At 25.4% G+C, this 24607-nt stretch carries 27 protein-coding genes; 4 read left to right on the top strand and 23 right to left on the bottom strand.

Annotated features, from left to right (window positions below; translation table 11 throughout):
* Window positions 1–38 precede the first annotated feature (38 nt).
* The 3 genes from AYC60_RS07330 to AYC60_RS07320 form a co-directional block, all read right to left on the bottom strand.
* Window positions 39–998 carry a type I phosphomannose isomerase catalytic subunit gene (locus tag AYC60_RS07330; RefSeq protein ID WP_067323071.1) on the bottom strand — a complete coding sequence of 320 codons (960 nt, stop codon included), beginning with the start codon at window positions 996–998 and terminating at the stop codon, window positions 39–41.
* Window positions 999–1059: 61 nt separating this feature from the next.
* Window positions 1060–1356 (bottom strand): YolD-like family protein, encoded by a 297-nt coding sequence (locus tag AYC60_RS07325; RefSeq protein WP_067323068.1) that lies wholly within the window; start codon window positions 1354–1356, stop codon window positions 1060–1062.
* Window positions 1349–2608, bottom strand: coding sequence for a Y-family DNA polymerase (locus tag AYC60_RS07320; RefSeq protein WP_067323065.1), 1260 nt, complete (start codon window positions 2606–2608; stop codon window positions 1349–1351). Before AYC60_RS07320 ends, AYC60_RS07325 begins: the two co-directional genes overlap by 8 nt.
* 159 nt (window positions 2609–2767) lie before the next feature.
* Here AYC60_RS07320 and AYC60_RS07315 point away from each other — a divergent pair, with 159 nt between their 5' ends.
* Window positions 2768–3490: a GntR family transcriptional regulator gene (locus AYC60_RS07315; RefSeq protein ID WP_067323063.1), complete on the top strand. Its 723-nt coding sequence runs from the start codon at window positions 2768–2770 to the stop codon at window positions 3488–3490.
* 2 nt (window positions 3491–3492) lie between these two features.
* A complete protein-coding gene (ilvA, locus tag AYC60_RS07310; protein ID WP_067323060.1) occupies window positions 3493–4698 on the top strand; it encodes a threonine ammonia-lyase in 1206 nt (401 codons plus the stop codon).
* Between the two features lie 34 nt (window positions 4699–4732).
* Here ilvA and AYC60_RS07305 read toward each other — a convergent pair whose 3' ends face one another.
* The 6 genes from AYC60_RS07305 to AYC60_RS07280 are packed head-to-tail and all read right to left on the bottom strand — an operon-like array spanning window position 4733 to window position 10411.
* Window positions 4733–6214 (bottom strand): alpha-amylase family glycosyl hydrolase, encoded by a 1482-nt coding sequence (locus AYC60_RS07305; protein ID WP_067323057.1) that lies wholly within the window; start codon window positions 6212–6214, stop codon window positions 4733–4735.
* Window positions 6215–6228: 14 nt separating this feature from the next.
* Window positions 6229–7005 (bottom strand): hypothetical protein, encoded by a 777-nt coding sequence (locus AYC60_RS07300; RefSeq protein WP_067323054.1) that lies wholly within the window; start codon window positions 7003–7005, stop codon window positions 6229–6231.
* A 4-nt stretch (window positions 7006–7009) separates the two neighbouring features.
* Window positions 7010–8239, bottom strand: a complete 1230-nt coding sequence (locus tag AYC60_RS07295) for an NADH:flavin oxidoreductase/NADH oxidase family protein (RefSeq protein ID WP_067323052.1) — start codon at window positions 8237–8239, stop codon at window positions 7010–7012.
* A 7-nt stretch (window positions 8240–8246) separates the two neighbouring features.
* The gene (locus tag AYC60_RS07290) at window positions 8247–8936 is read right to left on the bottom strand and encodes a hypothetical protein (RefSeq protein ID WP_067323050.1); all 690 of its coding nucleotides are present in this window, start codon (window positions 8934–8936) and stop codon (window positions 8247–8249) included.
* A 48-nt stretch (window positions 8937–8984) separates the two neighbouring features.
* Entirely contained in the window at window positions 8985–9755 is a 771-nt protein-coding gene (gene map / locus AYC60_RS07285; RefSeq protein WP_067323047.1) for a type I methionyl aminopeptidase, read from the bottom strand.
* A 14-nt stretch (window positions 9756–9769) separates the two neighbouring features.
* Window positions 9770–10411 carry an adenylate kinase gene (locus AYC60_RS07280; protein ID WP_067323045.1) on the bottom strand — a complete coding sequence of 214 codons (642 nt, stop codon included), beginning with the start codon at window positions 10409–10411 and terminating at the stop codon, window positions 9770–9772.
* A gap of 271 nt (window positions 10412–10682) precedes the next feature.
* On the opposite strand from AYC60_RS07280, the gene AYC60_RS09475 reads away from it, so the two are divergent.
* Window positions 10683–10868: a type II toxin-antitoxin system RelB/DinJ family antitoxin gene (locus AYC60_RS09475; RefSeq protein WP_330996908.1), complete on the top strand. Its 186-nt coding sequence runs from the start codon at window positions 10683–10685 to the stop codon at window positions 10866–10868.
* Between the two features lie 292 nt (window positions 10869–11160).
* On the opposite strand, the gene AYC60_RS07270 is transcribed toward AYC60_RS09475, so the two are convergent.
* The 10 genes from AYC60_RS07270 to AYC60_RS07225 all read right to left on the bottom strand — a co-directional run bounded on the left by AYC60_RS07270 (window position 11161) and on the right by AYC60_RS07225 (window position 19612).
* Window positions 11161–11898, bottom strand: a complete 738-nt coding sequence (locus AYC60_RS07270) for a sugar-binding protein (protein ID WP_067323043.1) — start codon at window positions 11896–11898, stop codon at window positions 11161–11163.
* 89 nt (window positions 11899–11987) lie between these two features.
* Window positions 11988–12308 carry a MazG nucleotide pyrophosphohydrolase domain-containing protein gene (locus AYC60_RS07265; RefSeq protein WP_067323040.1) on the bottom strand — a complete coding sequence of 107 codons (321 nt, stop codon included), beginning with the start codon at window positions 12306–12308 and terminating at the stop codon, window positions 11988–11990.
* An 11-nt stretch (window positions 12309–12319) separates the two neighbouring features.
* Window positions 12320–12814, bottom strand: a complete 495-nt coding sequence (locus AYC60_RS07260; protein WP_067323037.1) for a GNAT family N-acetyltransferase — start codon at window positions 12812–12814, stop codon at window positions 12320–12322.
* A 19-nt stretch (window positions 12815–12833) separates the two neighbouring features.
* Window positions 12834–13565, bottom strand: coding sequence for a tryptophan-rich sensory protein (locus tag AYC60_RS07255; RefSeq protein ID WP_067323035.1), 732 nt, complete (start codon window positions 13563–13565; stop codon window positions 12834–12836).
* Complete coding sequence (locus tag AYC60_RS07250; RefSeq protein ID WP_067323032.1) at window positions 13566–14510, bottom strand: alpha/beta hydrolase fold domain-containing protein; 945 nt, start codon at window positions 14508–14510, stop codon at window positions 13566–13568.
* Window positions 14511–14607: 97 nt separating this feature from the next.
* On the bottom strand, window positions 14608–16107 hold the full coding sequence (locus tag AYC60_RS07245; protein WP_067323030.1) for an ATP-binding protein: 1500 nt from the start codon (window positions 16105–16107) through the stop codon (window positions 14608–14610).
* 129 nt (window positions 16108–16236) lie between these two features.
* Complete coding sequence (locus tag AYC60_RS07240) at window positions 16237–16872, bottom strand: vWA domain-containing protein (protein WP_067323028.1); 636 nt, start codon at window positions 16870–16872, stop codon at window positions 16237–16239.
* A 74-nt stretch (window positions 16873–16946) separates the two neighbouring features.
* A complete protein-coding gene (locus AYC60_RS07235; RefSeq protein WP_067323025.1) occupies window positions 16947–17921 on the bottom strand; it encodes a macro domain-containing protein in 975 nt (324 codons plus the stop codon).
* A 156-nt stretch (window positions 17922–18077) separates the two neighbouring features.
* Complete coding sequence (locus AYC60_RS07230) at window positions 18078–18491, bottom strand: GTP pyrophosphokinase (protein ID WP_067323023.1); 414 nt, start codon at window positions 18489–18491, stop codon at window positions 18078–18080.
* Window positions 18492–18493: 2 nt separating this feature from the next.
* Window positions 18494–19612: a hypothetical protein gene (locus AYC60_RS07225; protein WP_067323021.1), complete on the bottom strand. Its 1119-nt coding sequence runs from the start codon at window positions 19610–19612 to the stop codon at window positions 18494–18496.
* A gap of 250 nt (window positions 19613–19862) precedes the next feature.
* Between AYC60_RS07225 and AYC60_RS07220 the strand changes: the two genes are divergently transcribed.
* Complete coding sequence (locus tag AYC60_RS07220) at window positions 19863–20366, top strand: hypothetical protein (protein ID WP_067323018.1); 504 nt, start codon at window positions 19863–19865, stop codon at window positions 20364–20366.
* 177 nt (window positions 20367–20543) lie between these two features.
* Here AYC60_RS07220 and AYC60_RS07215 read toward each other — a convergent pair whose 3' ends face one another.
* The 4 genes from AYC60_RS07215 to AYC60_RS07200 form a co-directional block, all read right to left on the bottom strand.
* Entirely contained in the window at window positions 20544–20987 is a 444-nt protein-coding gene (locus tag AYC60_RS07215) for an AAA family ATPase (protein WP_067323015.1), read from the bottom strand.
* A 141-nt stretch (window positions 20988–21128) separates the two neighbouring features.
* Complete coding sequence (locus tag AYC60_RS07210) at window positions 21129–22619, bottom strand: LlaJI family restriction endonuclease (protein ID WP_067323012.1); 1491 nt, start codon at window positions 22617–22619, stop codon at window positions 21129–21131.
* Between the two features lie 9 nt (window positions 22620–22628).
* The gene (locus AYC60_RS07205; protein ID WP_067323009.1) at window positions 22629–23807 is read right to left on the bottom strand and encodes an AAA family ATPase; all 1179 of its coding nucleotides are present in this window, start codon (window positions 23805–23807) and stop codon (window positions 22629–22631) included.
* 2 nt (window positions 23808–23809) lie between these two features.
* The gene (locus tag AYC60_RS07200; RefSeq protein WP_156447699.1) at window positions 23810–24574 is read right to left on the bottom strand and encodes a hypothetical protein; all 765 of its coding nucleotides are present in this window, start codon (window positions 24572–24574) and stop codon (window positions 23810–23812) included.
* Window positions 24575–24607 lie beyond the last annotated feature (33 nt).

Raw genomic sequence — 24607 nt, 5'->3', positions numbered from 1 at the left:
TTTTGAAATTTCTGCAACACTTATTTTTACTATATTTTTTATTTAGCTAAACTTCTTAATACTTCTAACTTTCCAGTTATCTTTATAGAAACATTTGCCGGAACTAATACTGTTTCTCCCTTTCTTATCTCTAGTAATTCTCCTTCACCTTCAAGTATACCATTACCTTCAAGTATAGAATATATACTCATATTAACATCTAAATCATTAAATTCTTCTGTTATTTTTATTCTATCTATAGAATAATATGGAGTATTAGAAATATTTTTTCTTACTTCTCCATCTTTAAAGTTAGTATCTACAACCTTAGGCTTAAGTTCAAAATCTATAACATCTGCTGCATCTTCTAAATGAAGATCTCTTAATTTACCATTTTCTAATCTATCAAAATCATATATTCTATATGTTATATCTGAATTTTCTTGTATTTCAGCAAATATTACAGAACCTTCAAGACTAGCATGCACTGTACCAGGTATTACATCTATTATATCCCCAGCTTTTACAGATATTTCTTCAAACATATTAGTAAAATCATTTCTTCTTGTTTTTTCTAAGAAACTTTCCTTATTATATCCTGGTTTCATACCCATAATTAATTTTGCATCTTCACTTGCATACATAATATACCATGATTCATACTTACCAAGTTCATTATGTTTTTTTAAAGCTACCTCGTCATCTGGATGTACTTGTATAGATAATCTATCATTTACATCCAAGTATTTAATTAGTAAAGGAAATCTATCTGGATGATTTAAATATATTTCTTCTCCAACTAACTCCCCTTTATACTCATCAAATAGTTCTTGCAAAGTTTTACCCTTAAGACTTCCATTACCTACTATACTCATACCATTAGGATGTGATGAAACTTCCCAAGCTTCCCCATAATCTCTTGAATCAGGCAATGGTATACTAAGTTCTTTTTCTAAATTTCTTCCACCCCAAACTTTGGGTATTAATACTTTTTCAAATTTTAATGGATATAGTTTCATAATCAACCTCTTTCTCTACTATATATATACATTTTATCAAATTTTTCACAAATAGTCTATATTAAACATGCACTTCTATTATATCTACTATATTTATTTTTTCTTTAATTACAACTATATACATATTTTCAAAATCTATAGTAGAAACCTTGCCTATTATATCTACATATCCTTTTTCTTTATACCACTTAACTTTTATTACATCCCCTTTTCTTATGCTATTAATCTTCATACTTAATTTATCATAGTCTTCTTCTGATAGTTCCACTCTTTCTTCTGGAATTATTTCTTTCTCATGTATCAATTCATAAAAACCCTTAAGTGGTGAAAAAGGCATAAATTGTCTTGCCCTATCCATTATGACCTCCTATTAACTTATTTCTAATTTTACCTGTAGCCTTTTCATTCATACTAGTACCTCTTAAAATTGCATTCTTACCAAACTTTTCTTTAATTTTCAAAACAGCTTTTTGTACTTTTTCATCTTTTTCTTCTAATTCATGATTAGAAAAAAGATCCATTTGAAGCCAAGCACCTTGATATATATTATTTAACGATAAACTAATTTGCTTTATCTTTAAATTTTTATCAACCTTCTCTTCGAAAAAATCCATATATTCTTTAGATAACTTCCTAAAAGAATTAGTTCTAAAAGATATTTTTTTACTACCACCAACACTAGTTCTATCATTACCTGAATATCTTATACCAAGGCCTATATTATCCGTAGTATAATCAAAGGCTATTAATTCTAGAACTAAATTATCAAGCATTTCAAGCAATATTATTTTCGCATCTTCATAAGGATAATCCTCAAAAAGTATTTGAGAATTAGAAATAGATTTAGTTTTCGACTTATATGCTTTAATTTCAGCTATAGTACAAGGTTCTATGCCCTTTGAGTGTTCTATTAAAAAAAGAGCATTTTCTCCAAACTCTTTATACAAAGTAGCTTCATCCATCAAAGATAAAGAATACAAATCATATACACCATATTTTTCCAATCTTTTAGCTATACCCTTCCCTATATTCCATATATCAGTAATAGGTCTATGATTCCACATATACTTTTTAAATCTTTTTAAATCAAGCATACCTATACCATCTTTAGTTTTTTTAGCAACTACATCTAAAGCTACCTTTGCTAGAAAAAGATTAGTACCTATACCTGCACTAGATGGTATTTTCTTTTCTTTTAAAATAGCATCTTTTATCATAATAACTATATCTTTTGCCTTCATATTATATAACTTTAAATATGGAGTTAAATCTATAAAGCACTCATCTATAGAATAAATGTATATATCTTCTGGCGATATATATCTAAGATATATTGCATATATATCAGCAGAGTATTCCATGTACAGTTTCATACTAGGCATAGCTTTGATATATGAGATATCTCTAGGTATTTCAAAAATCCTACATCTATTCTTTATTCCCTTAGATTTTAAATAAGGGGTTATAGCTAATGTTACAGCTCCATTACCTCTAGTTTCATCTGCCACTACTAAACTAGTGGTAAAAGGATCCAAGTCCCTTTCTGCACATTCTACTGATGCATAAAAACTTTTAAAATCTATACATGCATATACCTTATTTTCCTCCATGCCTACTCCTTGTTGCTATAATATTACAAAATTTTATTTTTAATATATTTATGTTATAATTATACAACATAAAAGTTGCAAAAACAAGCAATTTTTTCTTAAAAACCTATTTATATTTAAAAGATTTTGAGGTATAATATGATAACGGAGGTGAAAATTTTGAAAGATAATGAACATTTTTATTATTCCATATATGAAGAATTTAAAACTAATATATTGGAGGGAAAACTAGTTCCAGGAGATAAATTAGATTCTGAAAGAAATCTATCAGAGAAATACAATGTTAGTAGAAATACTATACGTGCAACTCTTAATCTACTTGAAAAAGAAGGCTATGTATTTAAAGTACAAGGTAAGGGTAACTTTGTTGCTAGCCAAAAAATGAATCAAAATCTTAATACTTTCTATAGTTTTTATGAAAATATTAAATCTGCTGGTAAGAAACCCAAATCAGAGATAGTATCACATAAAATTATAGAGGCTAATTTTGAGCTTTCAGAAATTTTTAGAATACCTCTTAATTCGAAGATAATATATTTTGAAAGATTACGTTTCATGAATGAAGAACCAATAATATTCGAACAAACATATCTACCTATGTACAGATTTAATGGTTTTGATCCACTTGAACTAAATAATAATTCTATGTATAATATTTTCGAAAATAGGTATGATGTTACTTTCTCCAAAGCCATAGAAACTTTAAAGCCAATATTAATTTCTAGTAAAAAAGAAAAAACTTTACTTAAATTAAAGGATAATGACTTAGGAATGAGTATAACTCGTAGTACTTATGAAAAAGAAAAAATAATAGAGTATACTATATCAAGTATAAAAAACAATGTATTTGAATATAGCATAACATTAAATAAAGGATGGTAACAATGATTAAATTAGATGATGTAAAAAAAGCAAACGAGAACATTAAAGACGCTATTAAAAGAACTCCTCTTATAGAATGTCCGTTACTTAGTCAAATGACAGGAGCTAACATTTACTTAAAACTTGAAAATTTACAAAAAACAGGATCTTTCAAAGCTAGAGGAGCAATTAACAAGATAATGCACTTAACAGAAGAAGAAAAAAAACGTGGTGTTATCGCATCATCTGCTGGTAACCATGCACAAGGAGTAGCCCTAGGTGCTAAACAAGCTGGAATAAAAGCAACTATAGTAATGCCTAAATTTGCACCTATTTCAAAAATTCTTGCAACTAAGAGTTATGGTGCAGAAGTAATACTTGAAGGTGAAACATTTAATGATGCTTATGAGCATGCATTAAAAGTACAAAAAGAAAACAACTATGTATTCTTACATGCATTTGATGATGATGAAGTTATAGCAGGACAAGGTACTATAGGAATAGAAATATTTGAAGATTTAGAAAATGTAGATGCTGTTTTATGCCCTGTTGGTGGTGGAGGAATAATGGCAGGTATAGCTGTTGCCCTTAAAGAATTAAAACCAGATGTAAAATTAATAGGTGTTGAAGCAGAAAATATGCCATCTATGAAAAAAGCATTAGAAAATAACGGTCCATTACTAGTTACAGGGCCTCAAACTATAGCAGATGGTATAGCTGTAGGTCGTGTAGGTAATAAGACTCATGAAATATTTAAAAATTTAGTTGATGATGTAGTTATAGTAAATGAAGATGAAATTTCTCAAGCAATATTATTTTTAATTGAAAAATCAAAAGTTGTTGCAGAAGGTGCTGGAGCTACTGCACTTGCAGCAGTACTTGCAAACAAAGTTGATCTTAAAGGATTAAATGTTGCAATAGTAATTTCAGGTGGTAATATAGATATTACTAATATAGAAAAGATAGTAAATAGAGCTCAAATAATACAAAATAAAAGAGCAAGATTAAATATCTTACTTAAAGATATAGTAGGAGAATTAAGTAAAGTTACAAAAATAGTTTCAGGAAAACAGGCTAATATACTTTACTTAAACCAAACTAGATATTCAAACAATTTAAAAACTAACGAACAACTATTAGAACTTGTAATAGAATGTGTTGATAGTAAACATCTTAAAGGTGTATTAGAAGACTTAAAAGAAAATAATATTAGTTTCACTTTAGTATAAGTAAATAGGGATAATCAAATGATTATCCCTAATTTTATATTACCTTGCTTTCATAAGAATTTAACAAGTATTCTTTTCCTTCTATATTAACTTTTTGTTCTTTATTAGATAGGTTATGTAATAATAATTTTTCACTTTCCTTATACTTCATCTTATACGAAAATACCTTATTATTATCAGTTTCCACTGCCTCAAATTTACCATATCTAATTTCATCATTTTCTTTTCTAATATTTATCCATAATTTATAGTGATTTAATAATGAATCCGGATTATTTTTTTGGCTATGGTAATCTACTGTCTCAGTATTAAGCTCTATAGCTTCCCAACTAGTTTGGAATTCATCATTCCATATATATGGCTCTCTAATTAATTCATCAGGTTTTCTTCCCTTCATACCTAATTCTTCACCATAGTAAATATATGGATTTCCAGGTAAAGTAAGTAATATACTTGCAGCTACTTTTTGTCTTTCCAAATCAGGTAATTTTTCAGAAAGTCTACTTTGATCATGGTTAGTTAAGAATGGTGCATCTATAAATTCTGCATTACTTTTTTCATAAAGTCCATAAATTCTAGTTAATTTTGATGAAAGTTCTCTTGCACTTTCTCTAATTAAAGCATTAAATATAGCATTTTCTGAAAGTTCAAAATTAAAGTTAGAATCAAATACAGTAAAGTATTTAGCAACTATTTCAGGTGCAGTCCATACTTCTCCAACTATGTATATGTCTTTCTTAGTTTTAATAAGTTCATTTCTAAATTCTGACCACCATTTTAAATTTGCTTCAAGGACATTGATTTCTTTTGAATATTCACCTTTACCATAAGCATGAGGTGCTGCATCTATTCTATATCCATCTATATGAACTTCATCTACCCAAAATTTTGATATTTTATGTAATTCTTTTCTTACCTCTTTTTCCTCTAAATTTAAATCAGGCATACCTCCCCAGAAGATTCCAAAATATTTTTCATCATCATTTAATTTATGCCAAGCAGTTCCACCAAGAGGCGCAGCTTTAAAATCAATATTAGGATTATCATTTTTTTCTATTCTATAGAATTTTCTATATTCACTATCCTTATTTGATACTACATCTTTAAACCAAGGATGTTCACTACTAGTATGATTAACAGGTAAGTCTATTATCACCTTAATACCTAAATCATGACTTGATTTAACAAGTTCTTTAAAGTCTTCTATAGTTCCATATTCAGGATCTATGTTATAGTAATCAGTAACATCGTATTTATGATAACTAGGAGATGAGAATATTGGAGTTAACCAAAGGCCCTCAACACCTAATTCCTTTAACTCAGGAAGTTTAGTTTTAATACCATTTAAATCACCTATACCATCACCATTAGAATCTGCAAAAGATCTAACGAAAATTTCATAATATATTCCTGATTTAGCTATTTTATCCTCTAAAGTATTCTCATGTTCCTTAACTTTTCCACAACTAAATATTAAAGTTAACAAACTTAATAAAATTAATAAATTCTTTTTCATTTTTCACCTCTTATTTAACTATATTTTTCTAATAAAGTATTGAAAATACCACTTTGTTCTACTATTAATTGTTTTATTTTTAAGACAGTTCTACCTTCCTTATTTTCAACTAATAATTGATCTGATTTTTTTATAAATACATTTTCACCAAAAAAATATTTTTTACCTTCAAAAGATAAATACTCTTTAGAAATTACTATTTTTTTAGGACTATCTTCAAAAAAATCAAATATTTTTTTAGCTAAGCTCTTAGGTCTAAAACCTCTTATTTTACTCCCCTTATCCTTGTATCTAAACCCTATTTCTTCACCAAGTTCAATTTTATTAATATAATTTGTGATTTCTGCATCAACTATTCTTTTTTTAAGTTCTTCTATCTTTTTATTATTATACACATATGTATTTATATATTCTATTCCACCATTTTTAATATATGCTATTACATTACTTTCATTCATTTTAGTAAATAAGCCTCTTTTTTGAGTTTTATCATATCCATAAATATATATATACTTAAGATTTTTATAACTTATTTCTTCTCCTTCTTTCCCAATTTTAAAATACTTATTTGACATAAAAATAGTTTTGGCTCTTAATCCTATTACCAATACATAAACTATTATTTGAATTAACATTGTTATTATTAAAATAATGGGAATAATAGGTAATTCTTGAGATAATGTTTCATCTTTAAAGAATATGTATATTACAAAAATATATACTAAAAACAAAAATAAATTAACAAGTCCGCTTACTATATAGCTAAAACTATATCCTATTTTTTCTTCCATATTATTACCTCGCTCTTTGTGGAAATAGAGAAGCTATACCATGATTTATCATAGAATTAATTAAACTAGGCCATGCATTAGTGTTAATTTTTGGAACTTTTCCCTTAGCATATATTTGCATAAGTCTTTGATAATATACTATGGCAAGTAATCCTCCAAGTTTTTTATCCAAACTTTTTATTCCCGTAGTAACAAATTTTGTTTCTATCGGAGAGTAACTTCCATCCTTAATCTTTTTAATCATATCTACATGCATAGCAAGTGGTCTACCTATACCTATAAAGTCGGATATATTTTCATCAAGAATATTTTTCATAGATTCTACAAACCTTATACCTCCAGTAAGTACAACTTTACAACTTACTTCCTTTTTAACTCTTTTTGTATGTTCTATAAAGAAAATATTATCCTTGCCTTTTTCAGTAGGACTAGCCATTTTAGGATTTTCATAACTTCCACCAGAAATTTCAACAAAGTCTATACCCAATTTATCCATTTCTTTAATTACTTCTATTGATTCATCAGCATTAAATCCGCCTTCTGAAAAATCTTCTGAATTAATCTTTAAACCAACAGTAAAATCATTTCCTACTTCTTTTCTAATTTCTAAATATATTTCTTTTAAAAACCTCATTCTATTTTCTAAACTACCACCATATTCATCTTTTCTTTGATTAGAAAGTGGTGATAAAAACTGGCTTATTAAATATCCATGAGCACCATGTATCTGAACTCCAGAAAAACCTGCTTCTTTTGATATCAAAGCTGCTTTCCCAAATTTCTTAACTAATTCTTTAACTTCAGAATTAGTAAGTTCTCTTGGAATATTGAAAGATTTTTTAAATCTTTCTCCTAGGGCTATAGCACTAGGTGCTACAGGTTCCTTACATATAGTCTTAGGTGTTTGTCTCCCAGGATGATTAATCTGAACTATAACCCTACTTCCTTTTTCTTGGCCTTTTTTAGCCCATTTTTTTAAAATATTCATATCTACATTTTTATCAAAAACTATATTACCAGGTTCAGCTAATACATTTGCATCAACCATTACATTACCTGTAATTACTAGTCCTACTTCTCCCTCATCCCATAAAGAATATAGGTGGGAGATTTCTTTTTTAGGACTTAATTTACCATTACCCATAGCCTCACTCATAGCAGCTCTTACAAATCTATTTTTAATAAATAAACCACTTTTTAAAGTGATGGAATTAAATAATTTTCCTTTTTCCATACTACTCCTAATATCTTTCAAATAATAGTTTTTTTAGAATATATTTATTTTCTAAAGCCGAAAACTCTATTTTTTCTACTATGTTATTATCTACGTCATTAATTAATAAATACTTACTTCCTAAATCAAAACTATATTTATCAAAAGCATAAGTATCCCCCTTATGTTCTAGGCCTTCATCTTTTATTACTATCTTATTACTGGAAAGTTCAATTTTTTCAAAAATTTCTGATACATACTTCTCTATATTAGTAGTAGCCCTTCTTTCTAGCTTTTCTAGATATCTAAAAGTATTTACCACCCTATATTCTTTCATAACTTTTTCTATTTCATCTAAGTAATTTTTATTATAGTTATTTAAAAATATGGTTTGTATATTTTCATCATCTTTTAAAAATAGGTAAACATCTTTTTTCCCATAGCCCAAAGCCAAATGACTCATTCTATTTTTATTTATTTCCACACCTTTTTTCCCAAGTTTAATATATTTATCATTAACATATATATCTTTAACCGTTTTCAAAAAGTATTTTAATATACTAATATATATTATGAAAAAAACCAGTCTTAATAATATTACTTTAAATTGAACACCCCGTAGAAATAGTGTCATTGTTCCAAAAGCATATGCTATAGTTTGTAGAAACAAAAAATATTTCAAAAATACATATAGAGTTTTTACTTTTATTATATTCACAATCCTCTCCTTTCTAAAATAAAGGGTAGCATAAAACTACCCTCAAAATTATTTTTCACTTAATATTAATGGTTTACCATCTACTATTGCTATAGAATGCTCAAAGTGAGCTGATCTTTTCTTATCCTGAGTAACAACAGTCCATCCATCTTTTAATACTTTTACTTTAAAAGTCCCCATATTAACCATAGGTTCTATAGCTATTACTAGACCATTTTCTATCTTAAGTCCAGTACCTGCCTTACCATAGTTTAACACAAATGGATCTTCATGCATAGAAAAACCTACTCCATGTCCAGAAAAATCTCTTACAACAGAGAAGCCAAATTTTTCTACATATTGCTGTATAGCAAAACCTATATCTCCTATTTTATTTCCTACTATAGCTTGTTCTATACCTATATCTCTAGCCTTTGCTGTCACTTCTAAAAGCTTTTTAGATCTATCATCTATATTTCCTACAGCAAAAGTTTTAGCAGCATCTCCGAAATATCCATCAAGTATAGTAACTGTATCTAAAGAAAGTATATCTCCTTCTTTTAGTATTTCAGTTTTACTTGGTATACCGTGAACTACTTTTTCATTTATAGAAATACATGTACTTGCAGGATAAGGTGGATATGGCCATCCTATATCATAACCCTTAGTTCCAGGAAGTGCTCCTTGACTTCTAATATAGTCTTCACAAATAGCATCTATTTCCCAAGTAGAAATACCTGGTTTAATATACTTAGGAATAACATCTTCATAAAGTCTTGCAATAATTTCATTTGCCTTCTTTATTTTTTTTATTTCCTCTAAAGTTTTTAATTTTACCATATTTTCTCCTCAAGTTATACATTACAATTATTAGTTAATATGTCTATAATTTCTTCTGTAATATATTTACTTTCTCTCTCACCTTGTATTTCTGCTACTTTACCTTGTTCTTTATAGTAATCTAATACTGGAGCTGTTTGATTTTTATAGTTTTCTAATCTTTTTTTAACTACTTCTGCAGTATCATCAGCTCTTTGTTCTAAGTCTTCTGGATTTTCATCTACAGGTGGATTGTAAATTATATGATATATTTTCCCTGTTTTTTTAGAAACTCTTCTTCCTGTAATTCTTTTTAAGATTTCATCATCTTCTACTACTAAAGCTATTACTTTTTCTATTTCTCTTTCTTGTTTTTCTAAGATTTTATCTAAAGCTTTAGCTTGTTCTACTGTTCTTGGATATCCATCTAAGATGAATCCTTTTTCAGTATCTGCTTCTTTTAATCTTTCTTCTACTAATCCATTAACTATGTCATCCCCAACTAAGTTACCAGCATCCATTAATTTTTTTGCTTCAAGTCCAAGTGGAGTTTGATTTGCTATGGCTGCTCTTAAAATATCCCCTGTTGAAATTTGAGGTATGTTAAATTTTTGTATTAATTCTTTAGCTTGTGTACCTTTCCCAGCACCTGGTGGTCCAAATAATACTATATTCATATATATCATCTCCTTAATGTTTTTTCTAGTCTTAGTATACCATTTAAAAAATACTATTGTCAATTAACTTAATAAAATAAAAGGATTAATATATTTTTTATTCTTTATAATTTTTATATACAATTTATTGACAAAGCATAGATTTTTATGTTGAATTTATATGAAGGAGGTAGATATGCAAACAACTAATATAAATATAAGGGTGGATAAAGAAACAAAAGAAAAGGCTGAGTATATATTTGGATCTATAGGACTAAATATGTAAGCTGCAATTAACATCTTTTTAAAAACACGTATTAGAGAAAATGGAATACCCTTTCCTCTAAAGTTAGATGTACCTAACAAAGAAACTATAAAAGCTATAGAAAAAGGACATAAAATAATTTTTGATAAAAATAGCAAAAGTTATGATAATATTAATAATTTAAGAAAGGGTTTAGAAACGGAGAAACATTAGAAAAAAATAATTGGGAATTTTAAAAACTCCCAATTTTTTTATTTACCTTCAACTTCTAACTAACTATCTATTAATCTAATTATTTTGTAAACATAGTTTGAAGTTGTTATATCCAATTTCTCTTTTTCCATGTTTGTGAACTTTACTTTAATTTTCTTATTATTTAAGGCCATATACATAATTTTTTTAAATACCATTTTTAGCTCCCTTACTGCAAAAATTGATTGCCCAAAACTAAAAATATTCATTAGTATTACAATAAAATCCTCTGGAAAAATCCAGAGGATATATTTTATTTAAGTTCTAAAAATCTAAATTCACCGAATGCACTATCTACATGGAAATCAGGTACTGGTGTTTTAGGATTTACCCAAGAAATCCATTGCATTTTTATTTCATTATTTGCCATTTTTGAAAATTCTGCTCTAAATACACCTGTTCTCATAATATTATCAGCATTAATTAAACTTAAATCTCTTAAAGATTTAAGAGGTATCATACCTTCAACAGTATATCCTGTTTTTGTAATTTTAGCTGCATTTTTAGCACCTTCTATATTGTATTCTGAATCAAATTTTCTATAATAATCTATCTTGTAATCATGTGCTCTACCATAAGCATCAACTTCTGTTGCATAATATGGTATTAGTTTATATTGTACTGGTTTATCAACAGTAGTTTGAGCAAAGAATAATTCTACTCTATCTTCCATATCTACTGTACTTTCACCTTTCCATTCTTTATCCGCTAATACTTCTTTATCAAAAACTTCAAATGAAAAATAGAAATTAGTGTTATCATGAAAAGCTTTAAATTTAGTTAAAGGTGCTTCTACCATTTCCCATGGATAATGGAAGCTTCCAGAAATTTCACCCAATCCTTGCCATACTTTTTCATCTAATTTACCATCTAGTTTTACCTTTACATCCCTATAAGCCACATCATAGTTGTTGGCACTTGCCTGATTAAAACTAACACTACCTGCAAATAGAGTTGTAGTAACAAATGTTGCTAATAAAAATTTTTTCATTTAAATCCCTTCTTTCTATCATAACTCTTCCCTAATATATTGTACCTTGGAAAATACAAAAGACAATAGGAATTTATTGAAAATGAAAATCATTTTTTAGAAATATATTCTTTTAAATTCATCTTATGATTGTATTTTATTGCGGATTTTTCATCTTTTTTAAGTATAATGTCAGTTAAATCTATATTATTTATTGCAGCTATAGCTACAGTGTAATGTATTATATCTGCAAGTTCTATACCTAATTCTTCAGTAGAAGTTTCACCTTTTTTAAGTCCTGCTCTAATATTTAAAACTTCTGCAACTTCTCCCATTTCTTCTACTAGTTTTAAAAATAGTCCCTGTTCTGTTCGTCTATTTTCATAATGTTCTAGTAAATACTCTTGTAATTGTCTTATACTTACTTCCATTTTAACTCCTATTATTTTAAATTTAATATATATCCCATACCCTTATCTCTTTTAATATGTTCTTTAAATCCAAGGGATGTAAATAGTTTTTTAGAATTATTATTAAAATCATAAATTTCATTAACTTCTATTTTATCATAACCTAAATCTTTAGCCCTATTTATCAAAGCACTAATTATTTTTTTACCTATACCTTTACCTCTAAATTCCTTTTCCCCTATAACTATAGGCATATATTCCTTAGAAAAGGTTACATCACCTATAGGTTTGTATTCTCCCTCTATTTTATAATATATGAAGTATAGTTCTCCTATACTTTCTAGATAAGAATACATTCTTTCAAGCAATGCTTCATCATATATTTCTTTCTCACCATCAACTAACCATAAAGTCTCTAAATCTTGATACAATTTTAAGGCAAAAGAAAAATCTTTATGAAATTTTACTAATCTTAAATCATCATCTATATTTAATATTTCTGGTTGTTTTATTCCTTGAATAGGCATGGTTAATCTCTTTTATAATTTATTTTTTTCTTTGCTTTGAAATTAATGCTACAAATGCACCTGCAAATAACATAGCAAATGAACCTTTAATTATTTCTTCAATAAACGGATAATTAACATATACATCATACCTGTTATGAATACCAAATATCGCCCAAGCTATAGCTAAAGATATTGCGCCATTTTTAAAATATCTTGAAAGTAGAAGTGATGCTATAGAAACAATAACTATGGCACATATAGTCCAAAGATCCCTATTATCTCTTAAATGAGAAAAATTTATACTAACTAAATATGCATATATATTTACCACACTTGCTATAGTTATCCAACCAAAATGTAAACCATATGAAATAGAGTATATATTCTTTTCTATACCATATCTACGTAATATACCAAATAATATTATCCAGTATATTAATATTGCAATTACTGATAGGCCTATAAAAGATAAACCAAATAGGATGTTCCAACATATATTAGTTATTAACATAAATATATTTAGTATAGCTACTTTTCTATCCATACTATTATTTTTATACATTAATAGTAGTGATATAAATAAAGAAAGGTAGATAATACCCCATATAGAGAATGTAAATCCTATGGGCGTAATTGCTGTATCATACATATTTGATACAACTTTTTGAGACATTAGTCCTGGAAATTTTGATGTTGCTATTAAATAGTTTACTATTATTGTAATAACAAACATTAATATATTTATTTTACATATAGTTTGTTTTCTCATTTATTCTACCTCATTTACTATTCTAATTATTTGATTTATAGCTTCTTTGGCTTCAGGTATAGGAAAAAATGGATAATCATGATTTAAGTTTTTACCTATTATTAGATTAACATCTTTTACTTTATCTGCAAGTATCTTAACATCAGGATAAAGTATATCTCTTGTCCCTATAAATATTGTTAAATTTTTCAAAGCACTAATATCCCCATATGTAGGGCTAAGTCTTGGATCTTTTAAATCTTCCCCACCAGACCATGATTTAGCTGTAGGTACTGATTTTGAATATTTTAACCAAGGATCTACCTTTTCATATACTAATATATCTGGATTTTCCATAGTTAAATCTACCCAAGGTGATATTACTATTAATTTTTTAGGTTCTCTTAAATTTAATCTTTTTATTTCCTGAGCTAGACCTAATACAAATCCTCCTCCTGCACTATCTCCCATAAGTATTACAGATTTATCCTTAGACATCTCTTTATATAGTTCTATTACCTTTTCATAAGCATACTTAAAGGTATTTTTTGGAGCCTTAGGATATACAGGTAGTATGACCTTAATATCTGTAGAAGGTATTAATTTATTTAAAAATTTAAAATGATTAGGATCTGGATCATGTAAATATGAACCTCCATGTAGATAAAGTACTACCTCTCCTTTACCATCAGGATTTAAATTTAAAAGTTTCATCCCACTTCCTTCAGTAATTAATATATCTTCATAACCTTTAGGAAGTTCGTATGGTTTTTCTTCCATTTCTTCTCTTTCTTTTAACCAAGCTTCCATTTCCTCTTGAGTTACATTTCCATATTTAGTTACTTTTAAATATATTTCAGCAATAGTTGCCATAAAACTTCTTTCATAATAGTATTTTGATGATATGTATATACCTACTATAGATAATACTATCAGTACTGCAATTAATTTGTAAATTTTATTCATTTTTATTCTCTTTCTAATTAATTTCGCACGATTTTCGCACGATTTTTTTCTTGATTTTACAATGTCTACAGAGATTTTTCGCACGATTTTCGCACGATTATTTTATTTTTTTTATTTGATCTTCTAAAAATCTCAGCATTTTTTTCATACTATATGATTTTTCTTCAGAATTTTTATTTAAAGTATATTTCGTAGCTCTCCCCTTACCTTCTATTTCTATAATTTTTTCATCTAATAATTCACTTATTACATTTCTAAAAGTATATTTATCTATATTTAATTTCTTTTCCGCAGAACTTCTTGTAATATAATGATTTTCAATTAGAAAAAACAGTATCTTTTTTTGATCGTTAGAAAATTTTTCAAATTTTCTTTCTAAATCTATTTTCCAAACACGTATTATTGTTTCATCTTCTTCTCTTATTATTTCAGGAAGTTTAAGTTTATATTTTGAAGAAATGTCAAAAATTCTAGGTCCACCACTCCCCGCTTTTTCAGATATACCTATTCTCCTCATTATTGATGAAATCGTATGATTTCTAATATTTGAATTTCCCCCATTAATAAATTCATCTATTGTAATTCTCATTTTACCTGGATTTTTAAACTCAAAATAGTCATGGTAAACTGTAATTTTAATGGGAGAATCAGAATCATAGTATGAATGCATCAAAACATTAACTAAACATTCTCTAACTGAAGTTAGTAAATCAGTCCTAATAGATATCCTACTCTTACTTTCTTCATCAATAATAAACTTATCCTTTATTATTATTTTAAATTTATCCATAACATTTCTATAGAAGCTATATAAATTTAATTCAGGATAAGACAAATCTCCACTTGAAATCCTATCTATCCAATTTGTTATTAAAGAAGACTCTTTTTCAAAGTAATCTAATTGAAATCCTGGAAATCTATCAGTAATAGAATTCAATTTACCAAAAAATAGTAATCCACCTGTTGTTAGATAATATTTCCCATCTCCTTGTCTATCTTTTCTCATCGCACCAATCTCTATTAGTAAATCTATATTATCAATATTTAAATATTTTTCATTTCCTGTTTTTTTATATAATTCTTTTTTATATACATCTATATCATCAATATTTAAATCTGAAATATCATATTTTTTCAAGAGTTCTATATCTGTTTCATCTTTAGAGTTAAATATTAACTCTTTATATTTTTCTGCTGTTATCAACCTATCTCCTTCACCTAGTCTTACGTATGCTAAACGTGGATTATTTTTTAAATATATAGGTTTAATTCTGTATGAAGCTTCAGGAATATCTATTATCATTATTGTTATTTCTTCAGAAATTTTTATGATATTAATATTTTCATCATTTAAAATATTAGTACTTACCTTTTTAGGATTATTTAAATTGTTAAGTAAATCATCTCTTAGTTTATACGGGTTATCTACGCCTAAAACTTCAGAATTTTTTTCATCAACTCCTAATACTATTAGACCACCATTAGTATTTGCAAATGCTGAATAAGTTTCCCAAAATGAATCAGGTATATTATTTTTTGCTTTTTTTAATTCTATATTTTTACCTTCTATTAATTTCAACAAGTCTTCTTTTTGCATAAAACCATCTCCATTTAAACGATTTTCGCACGATTTTTTTCTTGATTTTACAATATCTGCAGAGATTTTTCGCACGATTTTCGCACGATTTTCGCACGATTATTTTCCACTTATATTATACTACAAATTTTAAAATTTACAACTTCTATTAATATAGTCCTTTTCAATATTTTCCTTCCATTTTTTTGTAATTTTGCTTTTATTTCTTCTATAATTTGTAATAATTTCATTTAAAACTTCATAATTAATTTCTATACCTTCACTATCACAATTAAAATTTACAGCCATGCCATCTTCAATTGAAATTTTTTCACCCTCTTTTATGGCATCTATATTAGCACCAAGAAACATGAAATCCCAAGAGTATTTTTCTTTATAGTAACTGATCATTTTTTTAATATCATTATAGTTGTATTTTTTACTTGCATTTTCTTCTCCATCTGTCATTATTACAAAAAGTGTTTTATCAACTTTACTTTCTTTTTGTTTTTTTGATATATATTTGATTGAATTTCCTATAGCATCTAATAAAGCAGTTAATCCCCCAGGATTATATTCCTCCATTTCCATAGCTTTTACATTTTTGATATCTACTCTATTATGAATAACATTAGAATAAGTTGAAAAAGTTACCGTAGAAATATATGCACTTCCCTTTTCCTTTTTTTGTTTATTTAGTAATGTGTTATATCCTTTAATTACATCATTTTCTAATCCTTTCATAGACCCACTTTCATCTAAAATAAATACGATTTCTGTTAACATAATTTTACCTCCAAATTTGATATACCTAAGTGTAACATATAAGTAGAAAAAAAAGGTCAACCTGAAGTTGACCATTAAATAATATATGGAAGTCCGTATTCTTCCAACATTATATCTATTTCTATCATATCATGTATTTTATTTTCAATAAAGAAAGAAAATATTACATCTCTTTTATCACAAGATGAAAATGCATATCCTGCCTTTTCAAGTAAGATTTCACTTTCTTCTTTATTTAATTTAGCTCCTATGCATAAACATAGTACTGTAAATTTATCTGGATGATAATTTTTATTTAATTTTATCTTAGAAAAAGTTTGTTTTTTAATAAGTGCATTTTTATATACCTCAGCATTAGTCAGATTATTCTTTTTTATTAGATAAAAAAGATATTCTTGAAAGCTACTTGAAATATTTTCTATTCTTTCATCTAATTCAGAAAATTTAGAGCCATCATATATTTGAATCATATTTCTTCTAGAATACACATCATTAAAATATTCTTCAGATATTTTACTTGAAACATATTCATTATCTATGTATTCATCTATTTTAGAATATATGTTTTTACTTAATTTTGTAGATTCATCATCAAATACCACTAAATATACATCCATTTGATTATCAAATAAGAAATTACTTATTTCATCTAATGCTATTTGCATACCATCTTTAATAGAATAACCATTTGAACCCGTTGCAATTATTGGAAATGCAATGCTTTTAATATTTTTTTCTTTAGCTAACGTTAAAGATTTTTTATAACACGAACGTAAAGTAGTTTCAAAATTTAATTTACCTACTTCATATTTAGGGCTAACCGCATGAATGATATATTTTGAAGGCAAATCAAAACTAGGAGTTATTGCAACATCTCCTTCTTCTAAATATCCAATTTTCTTTCTTTCCTCTAGTAATTTTTCAATTCCAGCTTTTTGATAAACTGCACCATCTATTCCTGCAGAATAGATTGGTGCCCTATTTGCTGGGTTTACTATTGCATCCACATTCATACTTGTAATATCATTTCTAACTAATTTTAAAGACATAATATTCCCTCTATATCAAAAAAATTGCCCCTGCCGGGGCCAAAAAAAATAAATATTGATTCAAATATTTTTGAGAAAGATAAAATAGAGTAAATCTCCCTCAATAATAATATACCTCATTTTTTTTTAAAATCAATAGGGGAAATAAAAAAATTTTTATTTTTTTAGGAAGTTTATCGCTTCCTTATATTTATTAATTCTTAAAATATCTTTTTCTGTTATAACTTTAAGTCTTTTTTCTTGAATATTGTGTCTAAGATCTTCTAATTTTACTTTTCTAGATATTTCATTATTCTTTATATTAGATAAATAATCAAAATAATCTATATTTTTATCTTTGGTAATAAGTTTTAAAGCATCCATAACATCTTTATTAAAGTATCTTTCTAAATCAGAAAAAGTATAGTTACTATCTTCTACTACATCATGTAATAAAGCTACTATTTTCTCCTTATACCCACTTACATTCATTGAAACATGAATTGGATGAAAAATATACCATTTCCCTCCTTTATCTTTTTGGAAAAAATGTGCTCTAAACATAAAGTATATTACTAAAATTAATTGCATAGTTACTCTCCATTCAAAAATACATTTCTATCTATTAATTCCGAAATTTCTAAAAGCTTAATACTATTTACAAATAACTCTTTATCAGAATTATTAACAATAATATCTTTATATCCATTTGTTCCTGAGAATCTTATCTTAATTGTTTTTGCATTTCTATTTTCAAGAATAAAATCATAGAGATCTTCATTGAATTCTGCATTTATATATTCTATAGATATCAATTTAAAATTTTGAGTATAAATATCATGCTGAAAATCACTGTACCCAAATTGTAATTCTAGCTTTGATCCGTCCATCAATATTATTACTTTATTTACTCCTAAGTATTCTTCTCCTCTAACTTCTAAGTGCAATAAAAATCTTCTAGGAAATTGATCATTTATATCACCTATACCATAAATATTAAAGTTAGTTTTAGCCCAATTTATTTTAGCACCATTTTTATATCTAGATTCAAAATATTTAACTCCTTCAAATTCATCAATTTCTGTTCCTACAATTTTAGAATATTTACTTTTTATATTTTTTATTTTATTAAGATTATCTTTGTATTCTTTTTCAAATTCATTTAATTCTTCACTTACATTTAACTTTATTTTTTTTACTTTTTCTAAGTATTTAAAATTTTTATTATTATTTATAAATTCATCGATTCTATTTATTTCATTTCTATACAGTAATATTTGATTGTTTTCCTCAGAATCTAATACAAAATAGTATGGTTTTAGAAATTCTAAATATTTTATTATATCTTCATATTCATTTTTTGATTTTAATAATATCTCTTTTTTTTCATTTTCTGGATATTTTTGAATAAATTCATCTATATTTTTAATTACATCTTTTATATTGTAGATATCATAATTTTCTATATTTTCTTCATCTATTTCAAATAATAATTTTTCAACTTTGGAATAAGCTTCTCTTTCAATTTTTTCTTTTTCAATATCTTCTAATCTTTCTTTTTCTTTTCTTTCCTCTTCTATTTTTTTATTTTCTTCTTCTTTCGCTATATCTGTAACAGCTACTTTTATTTCATGTAATATGTTATTTAGAAAATCTGCACTAGATATATTGGAAAAAATTATCAATGCTAGTATAAAAAATCTTTTTTTCATATTTACCTCCTAAATCCATTCTACCTTCAAAATTATTTTACTAATTTTACCTATTTTTATTAGACTAGATACAACTGTATTCATTTTGTAAATTATACCTTTTGACATAAATCAATATCTGTTTTTTATATTATACCTTGAAAATGTAAAAAAAAACATAAATTTTTATATTTTTTTAAATTTACCCCTTTACTTTTTTATAAATCATATTACAATATTATTGAAAAATATATTTGAAAGGCGAAAGTTTATGTACGAAGTATTTAAAATTGTGGGGGATATTAATTTTAAGATTAAAACCATGGAAAAACTATATGAGATTTATGATTATATCAAAATCGAAAATTATGATTTAATTGATGGTATTTTAGTAAAGGATCATGAAGGTAAAGTAATTTTATCTTCAAAAAAATTAAGTAATAGAGAAGTTTTTAAAAATAATCTAGACTTATTATTTGGTGATGATATTAATTTCATTAAATCTATGCTTCTTTATTTCAGTTCAAACAATCAAATTCATAATTCAATGGGATATGATGAACTAAAACAAGAAATAATGCTAGATAATAAACCAATATTATTAAATGAAATTGATTTTGAAAAGAAAGAATTTAACATTAACATTTCTTTCTTTAGAGTATTAAAACAAATAAATCACCGTCAATTTTTTGAATTAGGTCAATACAAAGTCAATATGTCAAGCAATGAATTAAAAATGATTATTTCGTTTATTGAGAATTATTTGAGAGGATAAAAATACTTATTTAAATCAGTACAATACTAAAAAAGAGAGGTAAATTATATGAATTTCATATATTTTTTACCTCTTTTTAAATAGAATAATTATTATATTTTATTATTAATAAATTCCAACAAAGCTTCTCTTAATTGTTTATCGTAAAATTATCACATTCTATACTTTCATACTTTATTATTTTTTTAATTCTGAGTTTTTCTTCAAAAGTAAATCGGTACACTTTGGATTTTGTGGATGAATTGCTTTTATGTAAACTTTAGCAGAACTACCATTTGGATATCTTTTAATAACTTCTAACTGTTCTTCACTATTCAATAAATATTCTTTTTTTAGATTAGTTTCAAACGAAGAATCTAGAATTACACTTTCGGGTAAATTATCAAAACAAATAGATATTGAAATTTCATTATTCCCTTTTTCAAATTCATATCTATTTATATCATGCCTGTCTAGCTTAACTACTCCTTTTCCATCATTAAAGAAAATATCTAAAGCTTCTAAAACAGTAGATTTACCCACATCATTTCTCCCTATTATTGCTGTTAAATTATCAAATTCAAATTTTACTTCATTACTATATCCTCTAAAATTATTAATTTTAATTGATGCTATTTTCATATAATTATTCCCTCCTTTATAAAGTACTGTAAAGCAACAGAACGAACTTCATTTTTTATTTTAAAAGTTTATTTTTAATTTTTAATCATCATATCTTTATTAAAAATACTTACTATTTTCTTTAATAATGTATTATATTATTTAGTTGTCAATATATTTCATATAAACTTTTTTATCTGGTAATAAAACTACATCTATACCTTCTAAATCTAATTCTAGATCTTTATACATCAAAGAATTAAATATTTCAAATTTTATTGTAATTTTATTTTCTTCAAAATCTTCGCTTTCTTTTGGCATTAAAAAAATATTTTTCTTTAATTTCAAATCAAAAGACTTCGCAAATTTTTTATATACCATTTGATATAAATATTGTTTATTTATATCACCAATTCCAGGAATATTCTTTATATCATTTGCTAAATTATAATATTTTGCATCATAAATTACCATATTTTTAAATCCATCTATATTTTCAAAAGAAATAATATCTGGTTCTAATGTTTCTTGTAATTTTTTTTCTTCACCATCTAAAATATAGTATGGGTTAGGAATAATTTTAATTAATTCTTTATTTTTAATCTCTTCTTCTGAGAAAAATGGATATATTTTTTGAAAATTTTTATAATAAAAATCATAATTTAAATCTAAATTTTCTATTTTTTCATTTCTTTTATTATTTTTATATACTGAACAAACATCTTCCCAAACAACATTAAATTTTTTAATTCCAAAAAACATTGGTTCATCATCATTACTCGTATTAAAATTATTATTTATATATTTTATCATTAAATCAATTATTCTTCTTTTATATGTTATAAATTGAATAGATTGTTCTTTTTTTAATCTATATAAAATATATTCTTTATCTCCAAAATCTTCAAACGTTTCATTACTTAAATTTATTTCTTCAAATCCAAATATATTTAAAATTGGTTTTATTTTATTAGATGTTTCTGTTAAAATTGTCGAATGAAGTCTAGTAAAATAATTTTGATCATCTATCAAATTATTAACAGTAAATAAATCTAAATAAATCGGATTTCCATTTGATAAAAACATTGTACTTTCACTTATTGTTTTATCCCATAAAATTTCATTGTCTCCATTAACTTCAATTATTGATTTATCATTTTTATATAAATCATGTTCTTTGTAGTTCATTATCATTTCATAAATAAGAGATAGTAAATCTTTCTTTTTTGATATTTCTTCATCTTTCATTATTGATCTATTTTGATAATATTTATTCTTATATTTTTGTATAACATTTAAAATTATGTTTAATGACTTAAAATTATTATTTTGATCTTCTAAATACGAATTCATATATTTAGGATATAAAATCAAAGCATGGTCATCAATAACTATAATTCCTACATACTCAAATGCATATACTACCTTATCTTTTATTTTCCCTATAGAATCTAAATCAACATTTTCTATATCTTCTTCTTGAAATTCTAAAATTTTAGATGAGTCCTTATCTTTATAATATTTTATTATCCCTTTTGAATACAATTTTCTTAATTTCTTTTGAAATTCTTCATCATTTTTATTTAATGAAAGAATAGTCTTTAATTCTAAATATCCATAAACTTTAAGTTCTTTTAAAATACATACTTTCATAATTTTATTTTAGTTTTCCTTTTTTATATCTTGTATCTGAGAATTATTATCATCTATCACACTTTTTTCTATAATAAAATTTTTTACCTCATCTATAAATATTGAACTTGCATCTTCATCAAATTGTCTACATAGATTTGAAAATGTTTTAGAGTATTCTGGGTTAAATAATTTGTTTCTCGAAATCTTCAAAACATCCTCATATAAATACATTAACACTTTATTTTTTATTATTTCTTTTAATTTTTCAGGTCCAGATTTTTCTAGTACATTTTTAGAAATAAAATATGAACCCATTAATTTATCTTCTGGTATTTTAGCATCAGATAATACGATGTTTATTTTTTCTCTTAAATCATTCCACTTAATATAATTTTTATCACCTTTTTTTACTCTAAATTCGTACTTTATTAATTCTTTTGTAACACCATTGTTTACATCAATATATTCAAATGTCCATCTTCTTTTAAATGCAGTATCTAATGGCTGTACTCCTTGATCCGCACTATTCATAGTTGCCCAAATATATAAATTTCTTGGGAAATATAATTTGATTAATTTATTTTCTTCAACATATTCTTTATTCAAATAATCTTTTGTTTTTAAATTTTCATCAAAATATTTAAACAAGTCTTCTGATAAACTAATTGGATATTCACTCTCACCACTAGAATCTCTATCTAATAACTGAAAAGTGTCACCAAAAACTGCAGAAACATTTGCTCTATTTATTTCTTCAATAATCAACAAATAATTTTTATCAGGATTTTCATATGCATTTTTCAATTGTCTTACAAGTATACCTGGAACAAATTTATATGTAATATTTTTGTTTTCTTCAATAGGCTTATACGTACCTACAAAATTAGCATATGAATAATTTGGATAGAATGTAACTCTTTCAACATTTTTATCAGAAAAATTATCTTTAGATTCTTTATTCAATTCATAACTTTTACCTGTTCCTGGTGCTCCAAAATATATTTTTTGATATTCTATATCTAAATTATTTTTACAAACTCTCAAGTCCTTCTCACTAAATAACTCTAATACTTTTGAAGCAAAAGCACCTGTTCTGTATTCATCTTCAAAAAAATTTTTTTCAATCTCAATTGGATTTAAGTTATCAATATAAGTCTTTTCTAATACATAAAATATAAATTCATTATTAAAAATATTTTTTTTCATTTTTATTTTCTCCAAACTAGTATTTCATCTAAATATTCTAAAACATATTCTAAGTTAAATTGATGTATATATTCATTGTTTTTTTTTGTTACTGTCTTAGTTCCATCTACATTTAGTGCAATTTTTTTTATCCTTTCATCAAATCCACAATCATCTAATTGTAAATTTCTTGTAGCAAAAGGTTGAAAATTAGCAAAATTTAAAATATTAATTATATATTTGGTATTATTATATGACCACACTGTGTCAGGTTTTATTACACTTTTATTCTGTGGAGTGATTTTATAATAAATTTTAAGTAAAATTTCTTGTTTTATATATAAATCTGTTTCATTGCAAAATTTTTTATATAATTCTAGGGCACCTGCATTTTTTAAAGTATAATAGGAAAGTATATAATTAAATATATATGCATTCTCCATTCTTTCAACTATAAAACTTAATGCTTCATAGTCATTTATCATAATTTTTTTTTCATCTTCTTTTGTACTTTTTATAATGTTAGAGTATTTTAAAACATGCTTAGGTTCATTTCTTCTATTTTCTATATCCCCACTACTACTTATATTAAAAATATTTTTTATGAATTCATAATATAAATCTATATCTCCACTTATTTTTTCTTTTAAATTAAAAGTTTCAACACCATTATAAAATTCATAAATATATTTACAAAAAAAATACATAACATCGAATGCATATGACTTATCACCTAAAAATTTCCCATTTTCATAAGAAACACTTTCAAACTTTTTTATAAAATTCATTTTATCACCCCTATATAATACACTGAATTTTTT

It is taken from the genome of Streptobacillus felis, assembly GCF_001559775.1.
Taxonomy (GTDB): Bacteria; Fusobacteriota; Fusobacteriia; order Fusobacteriales; family Leptotrichiaceae; genus Streptobacillus; species Streptobacillus felis.
Note: the sequence above shows the minus strand (reverse complement) of the source record. Positions and strands in the feature narration are given on the sequence as shown.